General features: G+C 65.3%; 20 protein-coding genes. 14 read left to right on the top strand and 6 right to left on the bottom strand.

All coding sequences use genetic code 11. The features are described 5' to 3' along the window. Positions 1 to 68: 68 nt before the first annotated feature. On the bottom strand, positions 69 to 1,094 hold the full coding sequence (waaF, locus tag AB870_RS16670; RefSeq protein ID WP_047905571.1) for a lipopolysaccharide heptosyltransferase II: 1,026 nt from the start codon (positions 1,092 to 1,094) through the stop codon (positions 69 to 71). Positions 1,095 to 1,224: 130 nt separating this feature from the next. Next, the gene (locus AB870_RS16665) at positions 1,225 to 1,419 is read right to left on the bottom strand and encodes a zinc-finger domain-containing protein (RefSeq protein WP_047905570.1); all 195 of its coding nucleotides are present in this window, start codon (positions 1,417 to 1,419) and stop codon (positions 1,225 to 1,227) included. A 416-nt stretch (positions 1,420 to 1,835) separates the two neighbouring features. On the opposite strand from AB870_RS16665, the gene AB870_RS16660 reads away from it, so the two are divergent. The 5 genes from AB870_RS16660 (at position 1,836) to fba (ending at position 7,172) form a co-directional block, all read left to right on the top strand. Then, positions 1,836 to 2,678, top strand: a complete 843-nt coding sequence (locus AB870_RS16660) for an AzlC family ABC transporter permease (protein WP_047905569.1) — start codon at positions 1,836 to 1,838, stop codon at positions 2,676 to 2,678. Continuing rightward, positions 2,675 to 2,998: an AzlD domain-containing protein gene (locus AB870_RS16655; protein WP_047905568.1), complete on the top strand. Its 324-nt coding sequence runs from the start codon at positions 2,675 to 2,677 to the stop codon at positions 2,996 to 2,998. Before AB870_RS16660 ends, AB870_RS16655 begins: the two co-directional genes overlap by 4 nt. 86 nt (positions 2,999 to 3,084) lie before the next feature. Then, the gene (locus AB870_RS16650) at positions 3,085 to 4,290 is read left to right on the top strand and encodes a phosphoglycerate kinase (protein ID WP_047905567.1); all 1,206 of its coding nucleotides are present in this window, start codon (positions 3,085 to 3,087) and stop codon (positions 4,288 to 4,290) included. A 251-nt stretch (positions 4,291 to 4,541) separates the two neighbouring features. Next, positions 4,542 to 5,975, top strand: a complete 1,434-nt coding sequence (pyk, locus tag AB870_RS16645; RefSeq protein ID WP_047908318.1) for a pyruvate kinase — start codon at positions 4,542 to 4,544, stop codon at positions 5,973 to 5,975. Positions 5,976 to 6,107: 132 nt separating this feature from the next. After that, positions 6,108 to 7,172 carry a class II fructose-bisphosphate aldolase gene (fba, locus tag AB870_RS16640; RefSeq protein WP_047905566.1) on the top strand — a complete coding sequence of 355 codons (1,065 nt, stop codon included), beginning with the start codon at positions 6,108 to 6,110 and terminating at the stop codon, positions 7,170 to 7,172. Positions 7,173 to 7,195: 23 nt separating this feature from the next. Here fba and AB870_RS16635 read toward each other — a convergent pair whose 3' ends face one another. Continuing rightward, positions 7,196 to 7,906: a hypothetical protein gene (locus tag AB870_RS16635; protein ID WP_157112367.1), complete on the bottom strand. Its 711-nt coding sequence runs from the start codon at positions 7,904 to 7,906 to the stop codon at positions 7,196 to 7,198. Positions 7,907 to 8,155: 249 nt separating this feature from the next. On the opposite strand from AB870_RS16635, the gene AB870_RS16630 reads away from it, so the two are divergent. The 5 genes from AB870_RS16630 (at position 8,156) to AB870_RS16610 (ending at position 13,737) form a co-directional block, all read left to right on the top strand. Further along, positions 8,156 to 9,832 (top strand): hypothetical protein, encoded by a 1,677-nt coding sequence (locus tag AB870_RS16630; protein WP_047905564.1) that lies wholly within the window; start codon positions 8,156 to 8,158, stop codon positions 9,830 to 9,832. A 186-nt stretch (positions 9,833 to 10,018) separates the two neighbouring features. Then, positions 10,019 to 10,909: a phosphoribosylaminoimidazolesuccinocarboxamide synthase gene (locus tag AB870_RS16625; RefSeq protein WP_047908317.1), complete on the top strand. Its 891-nt coding sequence runs from the start codon at positions 10,019 to 10,021 to the stop codon at positions 10,907 to 10,909. Positions 10,910 to 10,926: 17 nt separating this feature from the next. After that, positions 10,927 to 11,433 carry a 5-(carboxyamino)imidazole ribonucleotide mutase gene (gene purE, locus AB870_RS16620; protein ID WP_047905563.1) on the top strand — a complete coding sequence of 169 codons (507 nt, stop codon included), beginning with the start codon at positions 10,927 to 10,929 and terminating at the stop codon, positions 11,431 to 11,433. A 51-nt stretch (positions 11,434 to 11,484) separates the two neighbouring features. Then, positions 11,485 to 12,678: a 5-(carboxyamino)imidazole ribonucleotide synthase gene (locus AB870_RS16615; RefSeq protein WP_047905562.1), complete on the top strand. Its 1,194-nt coding sequence runs from the start codon at positions 11,485 to 11,487 to the stop codon at positions 12,676 to 12,678. A gap of 3 nt (positions 12,679 to 12,681) precedes the next feature. Next, positions 12,682 to 13,737 (top strand): L-threonylcarbamoyladenylate synthase, encoded by a 1,056-nt coding sequence (locus AB870_RS16610; RefSeq protein WP_047905561.1) that lies wholly within the window; start codon positions 12,682 to 12,684, stop codon positions 13,735 to 13,737. Positions 13,738 to 13,743: 6 nt separating this feature from the next. Here AB870_RS16610 and AB870_RS16605 read toward each other — a convergent pair whose 3' ends face one another. Both AB870_RS16605 and dacB read right to left on the bottom strand, forming a co-directional pair. Beyond that, positions 13,744 to 14,619 (bottom strand): sterol desaturase family protein, encoded by an 876-nt coding sequence (locus tag AB870_RS16605; RefSeq protein WP_047905560.1) that lies wholly within the window; start codon positions 14,617 to 14,619, stop codon positions 13,744 to 13,746. A 189-nt stretch (positions 14,620 to 14,808) separates the two neighbouring features. Further along, positions 14,809 to 16,287, bottom strand: coding sequence for a D-alanyl-D-alanine carboxypeptidase/D-alanyl-D-alanine endopeptidase (gene dacB / locus AB870_RS16600; RefSeq protein WP_237169966.1), 1,479 nt, complete (start codon positions 16,285 to 16,287; stop codon positions 14,809 to 14,811). 437 nt (positions 16,288 to 16,724) lie between these two features. Here dacB and AB870_RS16595 point away from each other — a divergent pair, with 437 nt between their 5' ends. Further along, positions 16,725 to 17,444 (top strand): response regulator, encoded by a 720-nt coding sequence (locus AB870_RS16595; RefSeq protein WP_047905559.1) that lies wholly within the window; start codon positions 16,725 to 16,727, stop codon positions 17,442 to 17,444. Then, a complete protein-coding gene (locus AB870_RS16590) occupies positions 17,444 to 18,844 on the top strand; it encodes an ATP-binding protein (protein ID WP_047905558.1) in 1,401 nt (466 codons plus the stop codon). Before AB870_RS16595 ends, AB870_RS16590 begins: the two co-directional genes overlap by 1 nt. A 69-nt stretch (positions 18,845 to 18,913) precedes the next feature. On the opposite strand, the gene AB870_RS16585 is transcribed toward AB870_RS16590, so the two are convergent. Further along, positions 18,914 to 19,327 (bottom strand): hypothetical protein, encoded by a 414-nt coding sequence (locus AB870_RS16585; RefSeq protein WP_157112366.1) that lies wholly within the window; start codon positions 19,325 to 19,327, stop codon positions 18,914 to 18,916. A gap of 287 nt (positions 19,328 to 19,614) precedes the next feature. On the opposite strand from AB870_RS16585, the gene AB870_RS16580 reads away from it, so the two are divergent. Together AB870_RS16580 and AB870_RS16575 are read left to right on the top strand one after the other, a co-directional pair. Continuing rightward, positions 19,615 to 21,174, top strand: coding sequence for a DegQ family serine endoprotease (locus AB870_RS16580; protein ID WP_047905557.1), 1,560 nt, complete (start codon positions 19,615 to 19,617; stop codon positions 21,172 to 21,174). A 110-nt stretch (positions 21,175 to 21,284) separates the two neighbouring features. Further along, entirely contained in the window at positions 21,285 to 21,734 is a 450-nt protein-coding gene (locus AB870_RS16575) for a carboxypeptidase regulatory-like domain-containing protein (RefSeq protein WP_084664191.1), read from the top strand. The last annotated feature ends 72 nt before the right edge of the window (positions 21,735 to 21,806 follow it).

The raw sequence follows: 21,806 nt of genomic DNA, 5'->3' as shown, positions 1-21,806 counted from the left end.
TTGAGTGTTACCGGGATCGAGCCGAAGCCTTTCGACGTCTCGCATTTTGCGCGGTCCGGCGCCGGGGTTCAGCGCTGGGTAAGCAAAATGTTGCGCAGGTTCACGAACACATGCTCAGGCATCAGTTCATTCAGGCAGCGCGTATGGCCCAATGGGCATTCGCGGGCGAAACACGGGCTGCATTCCAATTGTAGCCACAGGATATGCGCCTGATCCGACAATGGCGGTGTGTGGCGCGGATCGGACGAACCGAACAGGGCGATCTGCGGCCGGCGCAACGCGGCCGTCACGTGCATCAGTCCCGAGTCGTTGCTCACCACGGCGTTGGCGCGCGCGAGCAGCGCACAGGCTTCGGCGAGTGAGGTCTGCCCGCAAAGGTTGCGCACGAACGGGGCGTCGGCGGCGATCTGCTGCGCCAGCGCGCCGTCCTTGCCGGAACCCAGCGCGACGATCTGTGCATACGGGAACGAGCGGCGGACCAACTGCGCGAGCTGCGCGAAGTGACCAGGCGGCCAGCGCTTGGCCGGCCCGAATTCGGCGCCCGGGCAGAACACCACAAGCGGCACGCGCAGATCGAGGCCGAAGCGCGCGAATACGCGGGCCGACTCGTTCAGATCGGCCTCGATGCGCGGTGTGGGCAGCGTCTCGGGCAGTTTGGCGCCGGGCGCGAACGCCAGCGCCGCGTAGTGCCGAACCATCGGCGGACGCTCGTCCTTGCGCGGGTTCGTGTGGCGCACGTTGAGCAGGCCGTAGCGCTGCTCGCCCTTGTATCCGATACGCAACGGAATGCGCGCCAGCCACGGAATCAGGGCCGACTTCAGCGAATTCGGCAGCACGTAGGCGGCGTCGTAACCCTCGTCGGCGAGCACGCTCGCGAGCCGGTAGCGCTCGAGCGGCTGCAATTTGCCGTGCGCGAGGTCGGTGGCGACGACGCGCGAAATCTCCGGCATGCGTTCCAGCACCGGGGCGACCCAGCCGGGCGCGATCGCATCGATGGTCAGACGCGGATGCAGACGCTTGAGCAGGGTAAACAACGGCTGCGCCATCAGCGCGTCCCCAATCCAGTTGGGGGCGATCACCAAGGCTTTATGCATCGTGGCGGAGACTCTATACGTTAAGCGTGACGATGAAACGGGCGGAGGACCGGGCGGGGCGGGGCAATCGGCGCAAGCCGCACTTGCTGCGCGCCGCCCACCGGGTCCGCATCGCGAGGCAAACAGGAAATCAGTGACCCTTGATCACGGTACCCGGCTTCAGACGATAGCGCGTGCCGCAATAGGAGCAGGCGGCTTCGCCATGGCTCACGTCGATGTAGACGCGCGGATGGCTGCTCCACAGCGGCATCTTCGGGTTCGGGCAGTAGGCCGGGAGATCTTCGCCGCCGATTTCGACGACCGGCATTTGTTTGACTTCGCTCATGGGGTTCGGACCGTGATGGGTATTCGGTGGGCGTTGCGAGCCATTGCCCGCTTGCCAAAAGACGCTATTGTAAAGCAGCAGCAGCCCTTTGCGGATGGCTCACCCGTTCCATGCCCGGGCGCCGCGCCGCGCAGCCAGCCCGCGTGGTGCGTATGCTACAACGCCGCGGCGAGATCGGAAAAATCAGGCGCACGACAGTTTTTCGCGTACTAAGTAACCGTTTACCGTGGCTATAATGGCTTGTCGTCCGCCGCCAAAGACGAACATATTCAAGAGACATTCCGGCAACCCTGGCGGGCGCAGTGGCCGCTAGCGGTCATCTTGGGCGTGCCGGGCGCCGTCGGGACCGCTTTGCCCCGCAATGCCAGACTCCGCGCCGTTCGTCACGGCGCTCGCCCCCCCAGCCGACCATGCCAATGCTTCGTTTGCCTGCCGCTGAACGTGAAGGGTTCGCGGCCGGTTTTCGCATTATTTCGCCGCTTTTGCCCGCCATCTTTTCATGGGGGCTCGTCACCGGTGTCGCCATGAGCAAATCGGTGCTGACCGTGCCGCAGGCCATCGGCATGAGCCTGATGCTCTACGCCGGCTCGGCACAACTGGCCTCGCTGCCGTTGTTCGCCGCGGGCATGCCGCTGTGGACGATTCTGCTCACGGTCGGCATCGTCAACCTGCGCTTCGTGATTTTCAGCGCCGGGCTGCAACCGCATTTTTCCTACCTGTCGTTGCCGCGTCGCATTGCGCTCGGCTACGTCAACGGCGATCTCGGATTCGTGATGTTCATGAATCAGAACTTCGGCAACGGCTACGTACCGGGCAAGGAAGGGACCTATTACGGCATTACGCTCAGCAACTGGGCGGTCTGGCACGTGTCGACGATTCTGGGCATCGTGCTCGGAGCGCTCGTGCCCGACAGCTGGGGACTCGGGTTCGCCGGCACGCTCGCGCTCATTCCCATGATGGTTCACACGATCAACAGCCGCTCGACCATGCTGGCGGTGGCGCTGGCCTCGCTCATCGGCGTGCTGGCGTTCGATCTGCCGTATCGCCTCAATCTCGTGCTGGGCGTGCTCGGCGCGCTGGCGGCCGGCATGGTGTGCGACGAACTGGCGGCACGCCATGCCAAAAGGCTTGCGCCGGCGCATCCGGTGAAGGTGCCGATCGCGGCGTCCCCGCCCGCTGCGGCTGGCCCCAACGCGGTCGAACCGCAGAAAGACGCCGTGCACTCGGCGCGTCATCCGTCGGAGGATCGTCGCGGATGAGCACATTCGAAATCTGGTTCGCTTTCGTCGCCATGACGGCGATCACCATCGTCACCCGCACTTTCTTCCTGCTCGCGGGAGAGCGGGTCGCGCTGCCCCAGCGCCTGCAACGTGCGCTGCGCTACGCGCCCGCCGCGGCGCTCGCCGTGATCGTGGTGCCCGAAGTGGTGCTGCTCGATCATCAGTTCGCGGTGCATCTGGGCAATCACAAGCTCGCAGCGGCGGTGGCGGCCACGGGCTGGTTCATCTGGCGCAAGAACATGATCGAGATGATCGCGATCGGTATGGCTGTCTACACGCTTGGACGGCTGTTCCTGTAGGCGGAACGCCCGGCCGTGAAAATGGGCATCCGGTGGGGTGGATCGGTTAAAATGCATGTTTTTCCCACTATTTATTCCGGATTCTCATGGCTTCCGTCGTACGTCTTTCCGATTTGATCGCTCAGGGCCGCCTCGCGGGCAAACGTGTCTTCATCCGCGCCGATATGAACGTGCCGCAAGACGATAACGGCCGAATCACGGAAGACACGCGAATCCGCGCCTCGGTGCCGGCCATTCAGATGGCGCTCGACGCCGGTGCCGCCGTGATGGTCACGTCGCACCTGGGCCGCCCGACCGAAGGCGAATTCAGGCCCGCCGATTCGCTCGCCCCGGTGGCGCAGCGTCTGTCGGAACTGCTTGGCCGCGAAGTGAAGCTGGTGTCCGACTGGGTCGACGGCGGCTTCGAGGTGGCGCCGGGCACGGTCGTGCTGCTGGAGAACTGCCGCGTCAACAAGGGCGAGAAGAAGGACAACGACGAACTGGCGCAGAAGATGGCCAGGCTGTGCGACATCTATGTGAATGACGCATTCGGCACCGCCCACCGTGCCGAAGCCACGACGCACGGCATCGCCAGGTATGCGCCCATCGCCTGCGCCGGCCCGCTGCTCGCCGCCGAACTCGAAGCGCTGGGCAAGGCGCTGAACGCACCGGCGCGCCCGCTCGTGGCTATCGTGGCCGGCTCCAAGGTGTCCACCAAACTCACCATTCTGAAAACGCTCGCCGACAAGGTCGACCAACTGATCGTGGGTGGCGGCATCGCCAACACGTTCATGCTGGCCGCTGGACTGCCGATCGGCAAGTCGCTTGCCGAAGCCGATCTGGTCGACGAAGCGAAGGCCATCATCGACGCCATGGCCACGCGCGGCGCCTCGGTGCCGATTCCCACGGATGTCGTGTGCGCCAAGGAATTCAGCGCAACGGCCGAAGCGACGGTGAAGCCGGTCGCCGAAGTGGGCGCCGACGACATGATTCTGGACATCGGCCCGCAAACGGCCGCGAAGCTCGCCGAGCAACTGGGCAACGCCGGCACGATCGTGTGGAACGGCCCGGTCGGCGTGTTCGAATTCGACCAGTTCGGTCACGGCACGGAAGTGCTCGCGCGCGCCATCGCCGCAGCCCGGGGCTTCTCGATCGCCGGCGGTGGTGACACGCTCGCCGCCATTGCCAAGTACGGTATCGCCGATCAGGTGAGCTATATCTCGACCGGCGGCGGCGCGTTCCTGGAATTCCTGGAAGGCAAGACGTTGCCGGCTGTGGACGTGCTGCAACAACGCGCTGCGCAGTCGAACTGATCCGGCGCGCCGGGCGAGTTGTCCAAAGGCTGGTGGGGCGGGGCTTGCGGGCAGGTTGGGCGGTCTGGAATGCGTTCGCGGACGGCGGTTTTGACCGCTTTATTGCGAACGTATGAGATCGAATCAAACGATTTCGTACGGACAATACGAACTTTTTGGTTAACCTGCGGCGGCCTAATTGCGTTACAAACCTCTAAGCGCCAGTAATGTCGAAAGCGCTGTTACCAAAAGAGGATGAAGAGATGGATGTAATGAACCGCTCCACCAAGATCGTCGCCACCATCGGTCCGGCATCGAGCACGCCGGAAGTGCTTTCGCGCATGATCGCCGCAGGCGTCGACGTCGTTCGCCTGAATTTTTCGCACGGCAAGGCGCAAGATCACATCGAGCGCGCCGAGATGGTGCGCGCGGCCGCCAAGGCGGCGGGCCGCGAAGTGGCCATCATGGCCGACTTGCAGGGCCCGAAGATTCGTGTTGGCAAGTTCGAGAACGGCAAGACCACGCTCGAAGCCGGCGCGAAGTTCATTCTGGACGCGAACTGCGAACTCGGTAACGATGAGCGCGTCGGGCTGGATTACAAGGAACTGCCGCGCGACGTGCGCACGGGCGATGTGCTGCTGCTCAACGACGGCCTGATCGTGCTGATCGTCGATCGCGTGATCGATCAGGAGATCCATACGACCGTGAAGGTCGGCGGCGACCTGTCGAACAACAAGGGCATCAACCGTCAGGGTGGCGGGCTGACCGCGCCGGCGCTGACCGCCAAGGACATGGAAGACATCAAGACCGCGATGGCGCTGGGCGCCGATTACGTTGCGGTCTCGTTCCCCAAGAACGCCACCGATATGGAAATGGCGCGGCGTCTGGCGAACGTGGCAGGCGAGCCGTACGGCATCAAGCCGCTGATGATCGCGAAGATCGAGCGTGCCGAAGCGATTCCGGCGCTCGAAGAAATTCTGGCGGCCTCGGACTGCATCATGGTCGCGCGTGGCGACCTGGCCATCGAGGTCGGCAATGCGGCGGTTCCGGCACTTCAGAAGCGCATGATCAAGCTCGCGCGGGAGATGAACAAGACGACCATCACGGCCACGCAGATGATGGAGTCGATGATCCACAATCCGGTGCCGACCCGCGCCGAAGTGTCGGACGTCGCCAACGCCGTGCTCGACGGTACCGATGCCGTGATGCTCTCGGCCGAGAGCGCCGCGGGCAAGTATCCGGTCGAAACGATCGAAACGATGGCGGCGATTTGCGTCGAAGCCGAGCGCTCGGAGACCGTGGAACTCGATCGGGACTGGCTGGACCAAACTTTTACACGCATCGATCAAACGATTGCGGCCGGCGCCCTGTTTACCGCGTATCATCTTGGCGCGAAAGCGATCGTGGCGCTGACCGAGTCGGGCGCGACCGCGTTGTGGCTGTCCCGTCACAAGATCCATGTGCCGATTTTTGCCTTGACGTCGCAACTGAGCAGTCACCGCAAGATGGCGCTGTATCGCAACGTCTACGCCATGCGCGCAGACGCCACGCACGACCGCGATCACGCGCTCAAGCAAGCCGAGCAACTGTTGCTCTCGAGCGGTGTGGTCAAGCGTGGCGACACGATCGTGCTGACGGTGGGCGAGCCGATGGGACAACCCGGTGGTACCAATACGTTGAAGATCGTCCAGGTGGGTCACGCATGACGATGAAGGCCGCGCGAGGGCGGCGGGGTGGGGGGCAAGACCCCCGCCGCGCCGCGACGCGAGCTGTCGTCATGGGGGGCGCCTCTGGATCGAGGAAAGATTTGCTTAGTTTTTGATTCCAAGGAGAACATCATGCCCCTAGTCTCTATGCGACAGCTGCTCGACCATGCCGCCGAAAACGGCTACGGTCTGCCGGCCTTCAACGTCAACAATCTGGAGCAGGTCTCCGCGATCATGGCCGCCGCCGACGAAGTCGGTGCGCCGGTCATCATGCAGGCGTCGGCCGGTGCCCGTAAGTACGCTGGCGAAGCGTTCCTGCGCCACCTGATCTCGGCTGCGGTGGAAGCGTACCCGCATATCCCGGTGGTGATGCACCAGGATCACGGCCAATCGCCGGCCGTGTGTATGGCCGCTATCAAGAGCGGCTTCTCTAGCGTGATGATGGACGGTTCGCTCGAAGCCGACGGCAAGTCGGTGGCCAGCTACGAATACAACGTCGAAGTGTCGAAGAAGGTCGTCGAGTTCTCGCACTACATCGGCGTGACGGTGGAAGCCGAACTGGGCGTGCTGGGTTCGCTCGAAACGATGAAGGGCGACAAGGAAGACGGTCACGGCGCCGACGGCACGATGACCCGGGAACAACTGCTGACCGACCCGGACCAGGCTGCCGACTTCGTGCAGCAGACGCAGTGCGACGCGTTGGCCATCGCCATCGGCACCTCGCACGGCGCTTACAAGTTCAGCCGCAAGCCGACGGGCGACATTCTCGCCATCGACCGCATCAAGGAAATCCACCGCCGCATTCCGAACACCCATCTGGTGATGCACGGTTCGTCGTCGGTGCCGCAGGAACTGCTCGCCGAAATCCGTGAATTCGGGGGCGACATGAAGGAAACGTACGGCGTGCCGGTCGAAGAGATCGTCGAAGGCATCAAGCACGGCGTTCGCAAGATCAACATCGATACCGATATCCGTCTGGCAATGACCGGCGCGATCCGTCGCTATCTGTTCGAAAACCCGAGCAAGTTCGACCCGCGCGACTACCTGAAGCCGGCCCGCGAAGCCGCGAAGCAGGTTTGCAAGGCGCGTTATCTGTCGTTCGGCTGCGAAGGTCAGGCGGGCAAGATCAAGAGCATCTCGCTCGAGAAGATGGCCGAGAAGTACAAGAGCGGCGACCTCGCGCAGATCGTGAAGTAAGCAGGCCCGGGCGGCGTTGCCGCTCAGGTCGCAGGCCCGGCTTTGGCCAGCACACGCTGGAACAGGAGCCGGGCCTTGTCTTTTGGCAATTGCAACTGGAATTTCCCGCCGAGTTCGGAGCGGATGGTTGCGGTAAGCATCTCCACGCCGTCGACGATCAGCGTCATCGGCTCGTTCATATGCTGACGTGAAAAGTCGCGCATGCGCGAGGTCGCGCCGTCGCGCAGGCTCATCGTGATGACCACCTCCGTGTCCGGCGAGGCATTGCCGGCGTTGCTCGCGTGTGCCGGAAACTGCAAGCCCAACTGTTCGATATCGCGCGCCGCGTAAAGCGCGAAGCGCGCGATGTCGTCGTTATCCTGCGGCGTGATGGCGATCAGGCGAGGCAGGGCTGGCGAAGTGGCGGCATCGGCCGATGGACTCGATGCGCCGGCGCCGGATGCCGTGCGCGGTGCGGCATGAGGTGCGGTATGAGGTGCGGTATGAGGTGCCGCGTGAGGTATCGCGTGAGGTGTCGCATCTTGCCGCGTTGTCCGGTGAGGCGGTGAGACGGGCGCCGTTTGCGCCACTTCCGCCACTTTCGCCACTTTCGCCACTTTCGCCGTTTGTGCGTGGGCGGTTTGCGCCATGTGCGCACCGCCTGCCAGCACCAGCAGCACCATCAGCGGCGCCTGAGCGGCACGCCGGACGAGACGTGGCTGCCGGACATGGTCCGTTCCTGATCGGGTTGTCATGGCAGCCCCCATTGGCCGGGTGAACGTTTCCATTCTAGGCAACATCCGTCTTCGGGGCGCGACGGTGAAATCCCGCCCTTCGGCGATGTCCCGCCGCACGCGGTTTCCTATGCCGTTGGCCGTGATTCCGCGCAGTTCCGGCGTGAAACGACAGGCATGCGATCGATCCCGGAAGTCCGCCCGCGACTGGCGTGGCAGTCTCCGTGCCTCCCGCCAACCTGCCCGTCATGGGCTACCCCGGAGTTATCGATGCCGCTCAACCGTTTTCCCAAGGCCGTCACCCGGTGCCTCGGGCTGCCCAGCCCAGACGAAACCAGCGCCGCACCGCCGCCGCGTGCCAACGCCATGGCGAGGAACCTGACGGGGACGCTCAACCGTACGCCAGCGCTACGCGGACCCGGAGGCGTTTCCCATGCGTCGGCACAGGCCTCGCAGACTGCGCAGCCCTCGCCGGCGCGGCACGCGCGCAATTCAGCCGCCGCGCCGGTTCACGCTTCGGTCGATCCGTCGCCAGACATGCCGATGACGATGGCGGCCGACTGGCAAAACCCTGCCACATGCCGTGTGCGCACCGAAGACCGGACTGAGGCGCAGCGGCCGATCGCGATGCCGATTCGGCTTTGGGAGTGCGACGATCCGTCGCCGGACTGGGCGTCATCGACGCGTGCCATGGCGCAAGACTGGGCCGACCGCTATGGCGTGAATACGTCGAGATTGATTCGCGTCGGGGCCGAATGCACGCGTTACGGGCTGATCGATCTGGGTGGACATCGCTTCATCGTGGGACCGACGGCCACACCGGCGGAGGCGCGTGTGCTGACGCTCATGCTCAAGACCAATCCTCAGATCGGCGCTGTCTTCTGCGTGGAGCCGGGCGCATTGGGCGGGCAGCATGAGCCTCGCGAGGCACAGACTCGGCACGGCTATTGCGAGCGGCCGATCAGCGCGTACCTCTGCCGCGTCGCACGCCGCAGTGCCGACCCGCGCGAGGCAGATGCGCCGGCGGGGACGCCGCGGCCATCGACCTCGTCGAGGCCGTCGCCACCGTCCTATGGGCATCTCGAGGGCGGCCTGTCCCATGTCCGGTTCATGGCATTCGACGGCATGACACGCATCGACGCGAAGATCGACAGCGCGACGCTCTGGCGTGCGGGCAAGGGGGTGGCGGACTTCATGCGGGACAATCCCGGCAAGATCCCGCTCGTTTGCTCGGAGCATGGCATCGCCCGGCCGTGCGCGGTCATTGCCAGCGCAGCGCTTCAATTGCAGGATGGCGACGTGCGGTTGCGCAGTCAGCTTGGCACCGAAGCGATACGCCAGCGTTCGCAGGCCAGCGATCACCATATCGGCGTGGCGGCGCGCGGCCTCGACCTGATCGCGGAACTGGCGAGGCTAAGCGCCATGCTGCGCGCGCCGGGGCGGGGCGATCCGCGCTGGGAGCGCAAGGTCGTCCTGTTGCGGCAACGTCTGCCCGAGCTGGTCGCGAGCGGCCACGTCGACTGGCAAAGCCGCGAAGGGCGTCGCCGGCTGGCAGACATTCTCGAAGCGAATTTCGAGCGCGTGGCGCCGCTGCTGGCCTCTGGTGGCCTGCCGCCGGGCACGGCGTTGCTGTGGTTGCATCACGAGGTCGACGTGCTGTGCGGTGTGCGTTTTCTCAGCCCGGCTTACGTCGGCGCACACGTCGACCGGATTTCGCAGGAAGATGTCGACCCGCAGAGCCGCGACGCCGTGCGTCTGGTGTCGCTCGACGACTACGGGCTGACGTGCGACAACAAGTACTACGACGTCAGGTCCGTGGCCGACTGGCACCGCGAATGCGAGCGGCGCGGCAGCGTCTTGACGAACCCGATATCGCGCTCGCCGGTCGTGGCGTTGCTCGTGCATGCCACCCAGAAGGCGCGTCTGGAAAACGAGTTCCGGACCTGAACCCGGGAAGGCCGGCGCAGCCCGGTGCCCGAAGCGTTTTCGCACGCATGCATCGGCGGGCGCCCCGGGCAAGATGCCGGCCCCGGGGCATCGTGGGGCCGACATCTTCGTGAATCGCCCGCCGACGCGCGTATAATTACGCCTTTGCCCTTCCTGATATTGGGTCCCGCCGTGACTACCCCCGCTCTGAACGCCCTGTACGAATCCTCCCTCAAGAGCCTGCCGCTGCTCTCGCGCGGCAAGGTGCGCGATAACTACGCCGTCGGCGACGACAAGCTGCTGATCGTGACGACGGACCGCCTCTCGGCGTTCGACGTCATCATGGGCGAGCCGATTCCGGGCAAGGGCCGGGTGCTCAACCAGATGGCCAACTTCTGGTTCGACAAGCTCGCGCACGTCGTGCCGAACCACCTGACGGGCGTGGCGCCGGAGTCGGTCGTCGCGGCCGACGAAGCCGCTCAGGTCGCAGGCCGCGCCGTCGTGGTCAAGCGCCTCAAGCCGATCCTCGTCGAAGCCGTGGTGCGCGGCTACCTGGCAGGTAGCGGCTGGAAGGACTATCAGGCAACGGGCGCCGTGTGCGGCGTGAAGCTGCCGGCCGGCCTGCAAAACGCCCAGCAACTCCCGGAGCCGATCTTCACCCCGGCGGCCAAGGCCGAACTGGGCGAGCACGATGAAAACATCAGCTTCGACGACATGGTGAGCCGCATCGGCCGCGAACTGGCCGAGCAGATCCGCGAGATATCCATCCGTCTGTACAAGGAAGCCGCCGCCTATGCGGCCACGCGCGGCATCATCATTGCCGACACGAAATTCGAATTCGGACTGGACGACGACGGCAAGCTTCACCTGATGGACGAAGCGCTGACGGCCGACTCGTCGCGCTTCTGGCCGGCGGATTCGTACGCGGTGGGCAGCAATCCGCCGTCGTTCGACAAGCAATTCGTGCGTGACTGGCTCGAAACCCAGCCTTGGGGCAAGACCCCGCCCGCACCGGCACTGCCGGCCGATGTCGTCGAGAAGACGGCTGCCAAGTACCGCGAGGCGCTCGAGCGCCTGACCGGTCAGCAACTGGCGTGAGCGGGACGACCGACGACATGAGCGAGAAACAAGCCGTGGCGCCGCGCGTTGGCGTGGTAATGGGGTCCAGCTCGGACTGGGAAGTGATGAAGAACGCGGCTGCCATTCTGGCCGAGTTCGGTGTGCCGTACGAAGCACAGGTCGTCTCGGCGCACCGCATGCCGGACGACATGTTCCGCTACGCAGAAGCCGCACGCGAGCGCGGTCTGGTCGCGATCATCGCGGGTGCCGGCGGTGCCGCGCATCTGCCGGGCATGATCGCTGCCAAGACGACGGTGCCGGTGCTGGGCGTGCCGGTGCCGAGCAAGTACCTGCGTGGCGAAGACTCGCTGCTGTCGATCGTGCAGATGCCCAAGGGCGTGCCGGTCGCGACCTTCGCTATCGGCGAGGCGGGCGCGGCCAACGCGGCCCTGTTCGCCGTCTCGATGCTCGCGGCCGGTGACAAGCCGCTTGCCGCCAGGCTCGACGCGTTTCGCGCGAAGCAGACCGAAGCGGCCCGCGGCATGACGCTGCCGGCGCTGTAAAAGAAGCCAACGTCCCCCAACGTCCCCGCTACTGCCTGCGCTTTCACGAAGATGAATTCTGCCTCCGCTGCGCCTGTCCTTCCCGGCCAATGGCTGGGCATGCTGGGCGGCGGCCAACTCGGCCGCATGTTCTGTTTTGCCGCCCAGTCGATGGGTTACAAGGTTTGCGTGCTGGACCCGGACCCGCGTTGTCCGGCCGGCGCCGTGGCCGATCGACTGATCGTCGCGGACTATCGCGACGAAACGGCCCTGACCGAGCTGGCCACGCTATGTCCGGCCGTCTCGACCGAGTTCGAGAACGTGCCGGCGCAGTCGCTCGACTTCCTGGCCCGAACCACGACCGTGAGCCCCGCCGGGCGCTGCGTCGCGATTGCGCAGGATCGTGTCGCGGAGAAGCGTTTCATCGAAAGTTGCGGCGTGCCTGTCGCGCCGCATCTGGTGATCGAATCGAACGAAGCGCTCGCCGCCATCGGCGATTCGGCCATCGAGAGCGTGTTGCCCGGCATTCTCAAGACGGCACGCCTGGGCTACGACGGTAAGGGGCAGGTGCGCGTGAACACCGCGGCCGAAGCCCGCGAGGCCTATGCCGCGCTCGGTGGCGTGCCGTGCGTGCTGGAAAAGCGCCTGGCACTGGCCTTCGAAGTCTCGGTGCTGAGCGCTCGCGGTGCCGATGGTGCGGTGGCCACGTATCCGCTCGCGCAGAACGTGCACATCGACGGTATTCTCGCGACCACCACTGTCCCCGCGCCCGATGCGGCGCCGGCCATTGCCGACGCCGCACGCGCGGCGGCCGCAGCGATTGCGTCGCAAATGGATTATGTGGGCGTGCTGTGCGTCGAGTTCTTCATCCTGAAGGACGGCTCGCTCGTGGCAAACGAAATGGCGCCGCGCCCGCACAACAGCGGTCACTACACGATCGATGCCTGCGCATCGAGCCAGTTCGATCAGCAGGTGCGCGCGATGGCCGGACTGCCGCTCGGCGAGACACGCCAGCATTCGCCTGCGGTGATGCTCAACGTGCTGGGCGACGTCTGGTTCGAAGGTCCTGCAAAGGACCGGGCGCGAGTGCCCGCGTGGGCCGACGTGGTGGCGCTGCCTTCCGCCCGCCTGCATCTCTACGGCAAGGAAGACGCGCGCGTGGGCCGCAAGATGGGGCACATCACGTTCGCCGGGGCCTCGCTCGACGAAGCGCGGCACGCCTGCGTGACGGCAGCGGCGAGCCTCGATATCCCGCTGGAAGACTGAACGATGACCACGCCCGATCTGCCGCGCATCGTCATGCCGTCCGCCGAGGCCATCACCAGAGCGGCGGAACAACTCGCCGCGGGCGAACTGGTCGCGTTCCCGACGGAAACGGTCTATGGCCTCGGCGGCGACGCCGAGAGTCCTGCCGCCGTGGCGGCGATTTACGCGGCGAAGGGGCGACCGGCCAATCATCCGGTCATCGTGCATTTTTCACCGGACGGCGATCCCGGTTACTGGAGCGACGACGTCACGCCGGCTGCCCGCAAGCTGATGGACGCGTTCTGGCCCGGTCCGCTCACGCTCATTCTCAAGCGCGCCCCGCATATCCCCGACGCTGTCTCCGGCGGTCAGGATTCGGTCGGTCTGCGTTGCCCGTCGCATCCAGTGGCACAGGCGTTGTTGCGCGAGTTCGAACGTATCAAGGGCGGGCAGGGCGGCGTGGCCGCGCCGTCGGCCAATCGTTTCGGGCAGGTGAGTCCGACCGCCGCACAGCACGTGCGTGACGAATTCGCCGGTCTGCCGGGCGTGACCGTTCATGTGCTCGATGGCGGCGAGGCGGCCGTCGGCATCGAGTCGACGATCGTGGATCTCTCGCGTGGGTTCCCGGCGCTGCTGCGTCCTGGGCATATTACGCCCGCGCAGATCGCCGAAGTGCTGGGCGAGATGCCGCGTCTGCCCGGGCAGGACAGCGACGCGCCGCGCGCCTCGGGCACACTCAAGGCGCATTACGCTCCGCGCACGCCGCTGTATCTGTGCGACGCCGCTCAGTTTGCGGCGGCGTTGGCTGTCCACCCGGCGGGTGAGCGCGTGGCGGTGGTGGCATTCGCGCCGACGCTGGCGGCCCTGCCGGTCGACATTGCCGAGTCCGACGGCATCGTGAAGATCGTGCTGCCCGCAACGCCCGCCGCACTGGCGACCGACCTGTACGCGATGCTGCGACGCCTCGACCGCGCCAACGTCACGCATATCCTTTTCGAACGCCTGCCCGACACGCCCGCGTGGGCCGCTGTCGCCGACCGTCTCGGCCGGGCGGCCGCGGCTTTCGAACGCATCGCCTGACGCCTCTTACCCTTGCGTGACTTGCGGGGGCTGCGTGCGCTGCGACGCCTGCCACGCATGCCGCCATTCCGGCGGTCCGAACAGCGCCATCCATTTGTTGTGCCAGCCCGGCATCGTGACGGCATCGTGTGCCATCGTGCGCCACTCATGAAACGTCAGCGTGATCGGATTGTGCGTGTGAATCTGATCGACGATGCCGAATTCGCAGGGCTCGGCATCGCTCTCCTCGACGTAAGAGCCGAACAGACGATCCCAGACGACCAGCACGCCCGCGTAATTGCGGTCGATGTAACGGGGATTGCGCGCGTGATGCGCCCGATGGATCGAGGGCGTGTTGAGCACATACTCCAGCCAGCCGAGCTTCGGGATCGCCTGCGTGTGCACGAAGAACTGGAAAGCGAGATTGAGCAGTACTACGCCCACGATCTGCGTGGGCGTGAAACCGATGAGCGCCATCGGCGTCCAGAACAGCCACATGCCCGCAACGGGATACATCAGACTCTGGCGGAAGGCTGTGGACAGATTCAGACGCTCCGACGAGTGATGCACGACGTGCGCGGCCCACAGCCAGCGAATGCGGTGACTGGCGCGATGGAATACGTAATAGAGGAAGTCCTGCACGACGAACAGCAGCAGGAAGCCGACCCAGCCGGCGGGCATCGTGAACAGGCGGTGATGGTCGTAGAGCCACGCGTAGACCGGCACGATGAGCAGCCACGCGAGTTTGTCGGCGCCCTGGTGCATGAGCGCGAGTGTGGCGTTGCTCACGGTGTCCTTGAGGCTGTACATGCCTGGGCGGCGGCGCCGCCAGTACCAGGCTTCGATGCCAATGCACAGCATGAATACCGGTGCGAGCGCCAGCAGAATCAGTTCGACGTTCATGACCTCGCGTCTCCTCACGATTGGGTCATCTGAACCGGTGTCCCCGCATCTCATGGGTCTGGCGCGGGTGACACCGATGGAACGTCTATTCTGACGCGAACGGACCGCGCCGGCGCCGTGTTAGAGGGAAACGTCAAATAGGTCCGCCCGCCTGGAGTGTCTCCTCGGCAGACGGAGACTTAACCCAAGTTACGGTGCGTTTTCGTACACCCAGGAAATCAGGGCGTCGTTGAACCCCCGTGCGTTGCTGGCGCGTGGGTCGTTGATGAGCGACACCACGACGTAGGTACTGCCCGAACGTGTGGCGACGTAACCGGCGACCGCGCCCACGTCGTCGAGCGTGCCTGTCTTCATATGCGCGTTGCCCGCGACTTCGCGATCGACCAGACGATTGCGCATGGTGCCATCCACACCGACCGTCGGCATCGACTCGACAAGCACCTGACCGGTCGGGCTGTTGATGCCGTGCTGCAGCACACGCGCCAGTTCCATGGCGCTGATGCGCTCCATGCGAGAGAGGCCCGAACCATTCTCCACGACGAGACTCGGCATGGCGAGATCGTTCTTCTCGAGCCAGCGGTTAAGGACTTCACGCGAACGGGCGATGCTTGCCGGCGTTTTGCCATCGGCGCTCAGCCCGAGCGTGAGGAACAGTTGCCGTGCCATCACGTTGTTGCTGAACTTGTTCATGTCGTGCACGACTTGCGCCAGTGTCTGACCGCGATGCGTGACAAGAAGGCGCGCACCCGGCGGCACGGTACCGGTCCGCACATTGCCGTTGAACTGTCCGCCCGACGCCTGCCACAGGGCGCGAAACCCGCCGAGGAAGAAGCGGTCGCGATCGGGCGCCGCAATGTTCCATCCCTTGTCTTCGCACGACGCCGGATAGGCCCCGGAGAAGTGCGCGAGATACGCGCCGTCGGGCGTCGTGCTGAGGGTCGGGTGAATGCGGGTGAGCCAGTCGCCGCAATTGCCGGCGGGCACCGAGGACATCTCGTTCGAGACCTGCAGGTTCGCGAGCGGCGGCAGCACACCGACATCCACCGTGCCGTTCGGATTGCTGGTGAACGTGAACGACATTGCCTTGAACGAGTACAGCAGCGGGTCGGGCGAGACGTTGTAAGGGCGGTCGGTGTCGCCGTCGATGGGGCCCTGTGCGCCGATGTCGGCGCTGTACGCCGAGCGGTCGAGCACGATGTCGCCATTGATGTTCGTCACGCCCGCGTTGTGCAGTTCCGCCACGAACTTTTCCATCTCCTCGGGTACGAGCTTCGGATCACCGGTGCCCTTGAAGTACAGGTTGCCGTTGAGCGTGCGGCCGTCCGAATACCCGTCGGTGAACGCCTGCGTGCGCCAGCGGTAATCCGGACCGAGCGTGTCGAGGGCGACGATCGTCGTGACGAGCTTCATGGTCGACGCCGGATTGCGCGGCACGTTGGGGTTGAGCGCGAGCATCGGTGCGGGAATCGCGCCCCGTGTCTGAAGCGGATTGTCGACCTTCGCCACGATGACACTCACATGCGACGCGGGGACCTTGCTCGCGGCAAGCGCGCGCGCCAGCGGCTGCGGCAGCGGGGTGGCGTGCGCCGCGGTGACCGGGACCCTGGGCGCCTGCTTCGCGAGCCTGGCGGGCTTCGCCTGCACCGGTGCGCTCACGAGCATTGCCATGCTCAGCGCCGCGCTCAAGGCTGTTAGGCGGGCGCGAGCGGCATGGAGGACGCCGGTGCGGCGTGCCGAGCGGGGCAGGAGGGGCGGGAGGGGCGGGATGGGCAGAAACGACAAGCGGGGCAAGAAGGACAGGCGAGGGACGCGCATGGCGGGCGGGGTTCTCCAATGTTGCGCGCAGCGAAACCGTGCGGACCGAATGCGCGAGGGGCACAAACAGAGCCGGAGCGGACGCGGCTGTGCAGCAATGTTAAGCGGTAAAGTTGGCCGCGAATGCGTCTTGGCGCGCGGCGCGTGCGTGCCATTGTAAGTCCGGCGTGCCGCTAACTGTCGCTACAATGAGTCGAATTCCGGGCGGAATGTCACTCGAAGGCAACATCATGCGACGTTGCGCGCCCGTCATGTGACGCTCGGACAACGCATATAACGGTGCTCGATTCATGCGAATCCTGTTGGTGGAAGACGACACGATGATTGCGACAGCCGTCGCGAAAGGGCTGCGGCAGGACGGATGGACGGTCGACCATGTCGGCGACGGCCAGCGCGCACTCGATGCGCTCGCTGTCGAGTCGTACGACGCGCTGCTGCTCGACCTCGGTCTGCCGCGTCGCGACGGCATCGACGTGCTACGTACGTTGCGTGGGCGCGGGCAGACATTACCGGTGCTGATCGCCACGGCGCGCGACGCTGTGGCGGACCGCGTCAAAGGCCTCGATGCCGGGGCGGACGACTACCTCGTCAAACCGTTCGATCTCGACGAACTCGCCGCACGGCTGCGTGCGCTCGTGCGGCGTCAGGCCGGGCGCAGCGAACCGCTGCTGCGTCACGGCGGTATCGTGCTCGATCCGGCTACACGTCAGGTCTCGTGCAACGGCTCGCCCGTCGTGCTGTCGGCGCGCGAATATGCCGTGCTCGAAGCGTTACTCCACCGTCCCGGCGCCGTGTTGTCGAAGACGCAACTCGAAGAACGCATCTATGGCTGGGGAGAGGAGGTCGCGAGCAATGCCGTCGAAGTCCACGTGCACGGCCTGCGCAAGAAACTCGGGGCCGACGCCATTCGTACCGTGCGCGGCGTCGGCTACATGATGCCGGCCAACGTCGGCGGCATGGACGAGGCGAACGATGTGAGCGATGTGAACGATGCTCCGGAGGCGACCTGATGCGCTCGATCCGCCGTCGTCTTCTCGTGGGGCTGTTGATAACGCTGGCCGTCGCGCTGGTTCTCGCGGGCATTGCCATCTTCCGCCAGGCGCGTACCGAGGCCAACGAACTGTTCGACTTCCAATTGCAACAGATGGCGTTGTCGTTGCCTGCCGAATCGTTTTCGAGCGTGCCGGGCGAGCATAACGACACGGAAGGTCTCGTCATCCAGATATGGAGCCGCAACGGCGTGGAGTTGTATTACTCGCATCCGCGCACGCCGCTGCCGCCACGCGCCGAACTCGGTTTCACGACCGTGCGGACACCGGCTGGCGACTGGCGCGTCTACGCGGCGCTCGTTGGCGACAACGTTGTGCAGCTCGCGCAGCCGATGGTCATCCGCGATTCGCTCGCCGTGTCGATGGCGCTGCGCACATTGTTGCCGCTGGTGGTGGCCATGCCGCTACTGGGGCTGCTTGTCTGGATCGTGGTCGGGCGCGGGCTGCGGCCGCTGCGTCGCGTGACGAAGGCGCTCGACGCGCGTGCGCCCGGCGCGATGGAGGCGTTCCCCGAAGCGGGATTGCCCGATGAGGTGAGGCCGCTGGTGCGTGCGCTCAACAGCCTGCTCGGCCGGCTCGACGAAGCGCTGGTGCAACAGAAGGCCTTTGTTGCCGACGCTGCGCACGAACTTCGAACGCCGCTGGCCGCCCTGCAACTTCAGGTGCAGTTGCTGGAACGCGCACACACCGAGCAGGCGCGTGCCGAAGCGATGCGCGACCTGCGTGAGGGCGTGCGCCGTTCGTCGCACATGGTGGCGCAATTGCTGACGCTGGCGCGTCAGGAGCCGGATGCCGCGCGCGCCGCCGCCGCTTTCGCCGAATTGCCGCTCGCGCCGTTGTTGCAGGACGTGGTGGCGCATCACGCGCCTTTGGCGGTGGCGCGCGGCATCGATCTCGGGCTCGACGCGCCCGATGCGCTCGCGGCCATCAGTCGCGTACGAGGCGACGCCGATGCATTGCAGACGCTCTTCGGCAATCTCGTCGACAACGCGCTGAAGTACACGCCACGCGGCGGGCGCGTGGACGTGCGCCTGGTGTCGGCGTCGCCGTCGCCGGTCGTCGAGATCGAGGATACGGGACCGGGTATCCCGCCCGCCGAGCGCGAACGGGTGTTCGATCGCTTCTTCCGCGGTGGTGCGGCAACGGCGCAAGGTCAGACGTCTCCCGAGGCGCCGGTTCCAGCCGCTCATGATGAAAATACCGCGCCGCGCGCACAAGGCAGCGGTCTGGGACTCGCTATCGTGCGCAACATTGCTCGCGCGCATGGTGCGCGCGTAGAGTTGTTCGACGCACGCAATGGCCACGGGCTGCGCGTGCGTGTGAGCTTCGGCGGCGCGACGTCCGCACCTCCCGCGCTCTGACTTGTTCCTCGCGCCATGGCACGGCACCGGTGTCGCCACCGGCACCGTGCTTGCGCCAAGTGATGGCGCTCATCCGCGCGTCACGTCGGTGATCCTGTCATGCTCGATCGTGAGCGTGCGGCGATCCGGACGATGGTCGCGCGTGACCGGCATGGCCTTGCCATCCTGCATGCCGATGCGCCACGGACATCCTTGCAGCATCGATTTCGCTTCGGCGAGCGACTTGCCGACGAGCGCCTGATCGGCCGGGGCGTCCTTCGGGCAGGTGCCGTTCTGTGCCTGCATCGGTTCGGGCGTCTGCCCCGGCATCTGTCCCTGCATCGGCGTCGATTCGGCCGGACCTTGGGTGCCCGGGCCGTTGCCATTGCCGGCGGCGGCTTGGGCAGACACCGTGAACGCCAGACACATGAAGGCACCCGCGGCACCCATCCAGCGACGGGCTCGGGAAGCTCGGGAAACCTGACGATCCAATTGCGTACGCATCGCGACTCTCCTGTAGGCAAAAAACACGCGGCGCGGAATTGCGCCACTACGCCACCGTAGACAGCGGCATCCGTCGTCCGCAAGGCGAACTACGCGAGTTGTGCCTTCAAACGCAGGCAACCGTAACGTAAAGCGCTCAGCGAGCCCTACAATTCGCCGCCGATGCGTGTCTTTTGAGGGGGTGACGCACGAAAGTGTCCACCGATCGTCGGCCTTAAGGTTCTCTTAAGGGAGCGTCTCTACGATGGCAGTCATGTTCAAACGTGGTTGTCGGTAAGGAGAGACTCATGCGGACCTCGAAGCTCACTCGTACGCTGGTTGCCGGTGCGGTGCTCGTCGCGTTGACGGGCGGTTACGTCGCGGGGCGCCAGCACTGGCAGACGCCGCTCGCCTCGGAAGTGGTCAGCGACGCCAGCGCGGCGAGCGTGGCCACGGCCACTCCCGCCGCCGCCCTCGCCGCGAGCGGACAAAACACGCCGAATACCGCGCCCCGCATGCTGGTGCCGGACTTCTCGCAACTGGCGGAACAATACGGACCCGCCGTAGTCAACATCAGTGTGACGCACGATGGGAAACCTTCGGGGCCGCGCGGCTCGGCAGCCAGCCAACTGCCTCCGGGCATGGATCAGAACGACCCGCTGTTTCAGTTCTTCCGTCGTTTCTATGGCGCGCCGGGCAACGACGGCGGTGGCAATGGCGATGACGGCGGCGATGGCAGCGGGCCGACGCGCAGTCTCGGGTCGGGTTTCATCGTGAGTCCGGACGGCTACATCCTCACCAACGCACACGTCGTGGACGACGCGAGCCAGGTGACGGTGAAACTCACCGACAAGCGCGAGTACAAGGCGAAGGTCGTGGGCAGCGACAAGGCGAGTGACGTGGCATTGCTCAAGATTGCCGCCACGGGCCTGCCGACGGTGAAAATCGGCGACCCGTCGAAGTCGAAGGCCGGTGAATGGGTCGTGGCCATCGGTTCGCCGTACGGTTTCGACAACACGGTAACGGCAGGTATCGTGTCGGCCAAGGCGCGCGCGCTGCCTGACGAGAACTACACGCCGTTCATCCAGACGGACGTGCCGGTCAACCCGGGCAATTCGGGCGGACCGCTGTTCAATCTGAACGGTGAGGTCATCGGTATCAACTCGATGATCTACTCGCGTACCGGCGGGTTCCAGGGCCTGTCGTTCGCGATTCCGATCGACATGGCGATGAAGGTCAAGACGCAGCTCCAGCAGTACGGCAAGGTGAGTCGTGGCCGCATCGGTGTGGCGATTCAGGAAGTGAATCAGTCGCTCGCGAAGTCGTTCGGTCTGCCCAAGCCTACAGGCGCGCTCGTGTCGTCCATCGACAGGAACGGCCCGGCGGCGAAGTCCGACCTGAAACCGGGCGACGTGATTCTCGCAGTCAACGGCACGGCCATCGAAGATTCGGCGCAGTTGCCGGAGAAGATTGCGGATATGCGCCCTGGCCAGACGGCGACGCTCACGGTGTGGCGTAACGGCGCGAAGCAGGACGTGAGTGTGAAGATCGGAGCGCTCAGCGAGAAGAAGGATGTCGCGAGCGCCGACGATTCGGCCACGCACGGACGTCTGGGGCTTGCCGTGCGTGAACTGTCGCCGCAGGAAAAACGTGCAGCGCAGGTCACGAACGGGCTGCTGGTCGCCCGTGCCGGCGGTCCGGCGGCGCAGGCCGGGGTGGAAGAGGGCGACATCATCCTCTCGCTCAACGGCACGCCCGTTACGAGCGCCGCGCAACTGAGCGAGAAGCTCAAGAAGGCGGGCAATAATGTCGCGTTGCTCGTGCAGCGCGACGGACAACAGATTTTCATCCCGGTCGATCTCGGTTGAGCAGCGATACCGCTGATATGACCGTTACGGGATGCCATGCGCTACCTGTGTCCCGGCGGCGGCCCGTCGGGACGATCCGGCATCGAGCAGTCATGCAAGGGGAGGTGAACATGTGGCAGAAGCAATGGCAACGCTGGTCGGTGGCAGCCGCTACCGCCGCAGCACTCGCGGGTGGTCTGGGCGGCGTGTCGGTCGCCCACGCGCAGGGCGGCACGCTGCCCGAGACCATGCAGCAAGGCAATGTGACCTACGTCTCGGGCGGTATCGACAGCGACGAGTCGGGCACTTTCAAGCGGGAAGCGTCGCGCTGGCCGTTATCCATCGAGATGGCCGCACGTGGCGACGGCAAGAACGAGTACATCGCCGATGCGCAGGTCGAGATTCTGCGTGGCGGCACGACCGTGCTCGACACGCGCGCGAAAGGCCCGTACATGCTGGTGAAGTTGCCCGACGGCAATTACACCGTGAAGGTGACGTACAACGGCAAACCCATGACCCGGGATGTGAAGGTTTCGGCCAAGGGGCACGCCGTCGCATCATTCCTGTGGCCGCACGACTGATGTGCCGGCCGGTTGTGCACGCGCAATACCACGGACGATGAGCTAACCCAGGCAGTATCGAGCAGTACCAGG

Source organism: Pandoraea faecigallinarum, assembly GCF_001029105.3.
Classification (GTDB): Bacteria; Pseudomonadota; Gammaproteobacteria; order Burkholderiales; family Burkholderiaceae; genus Pandoraea; species Pandoraea faecigallinarum.
The sequence above is the reverse complement of the archived record's forward strand: the minus strand, read 5'-3'. Positions and strand labels throughout refer to the sequence as shown.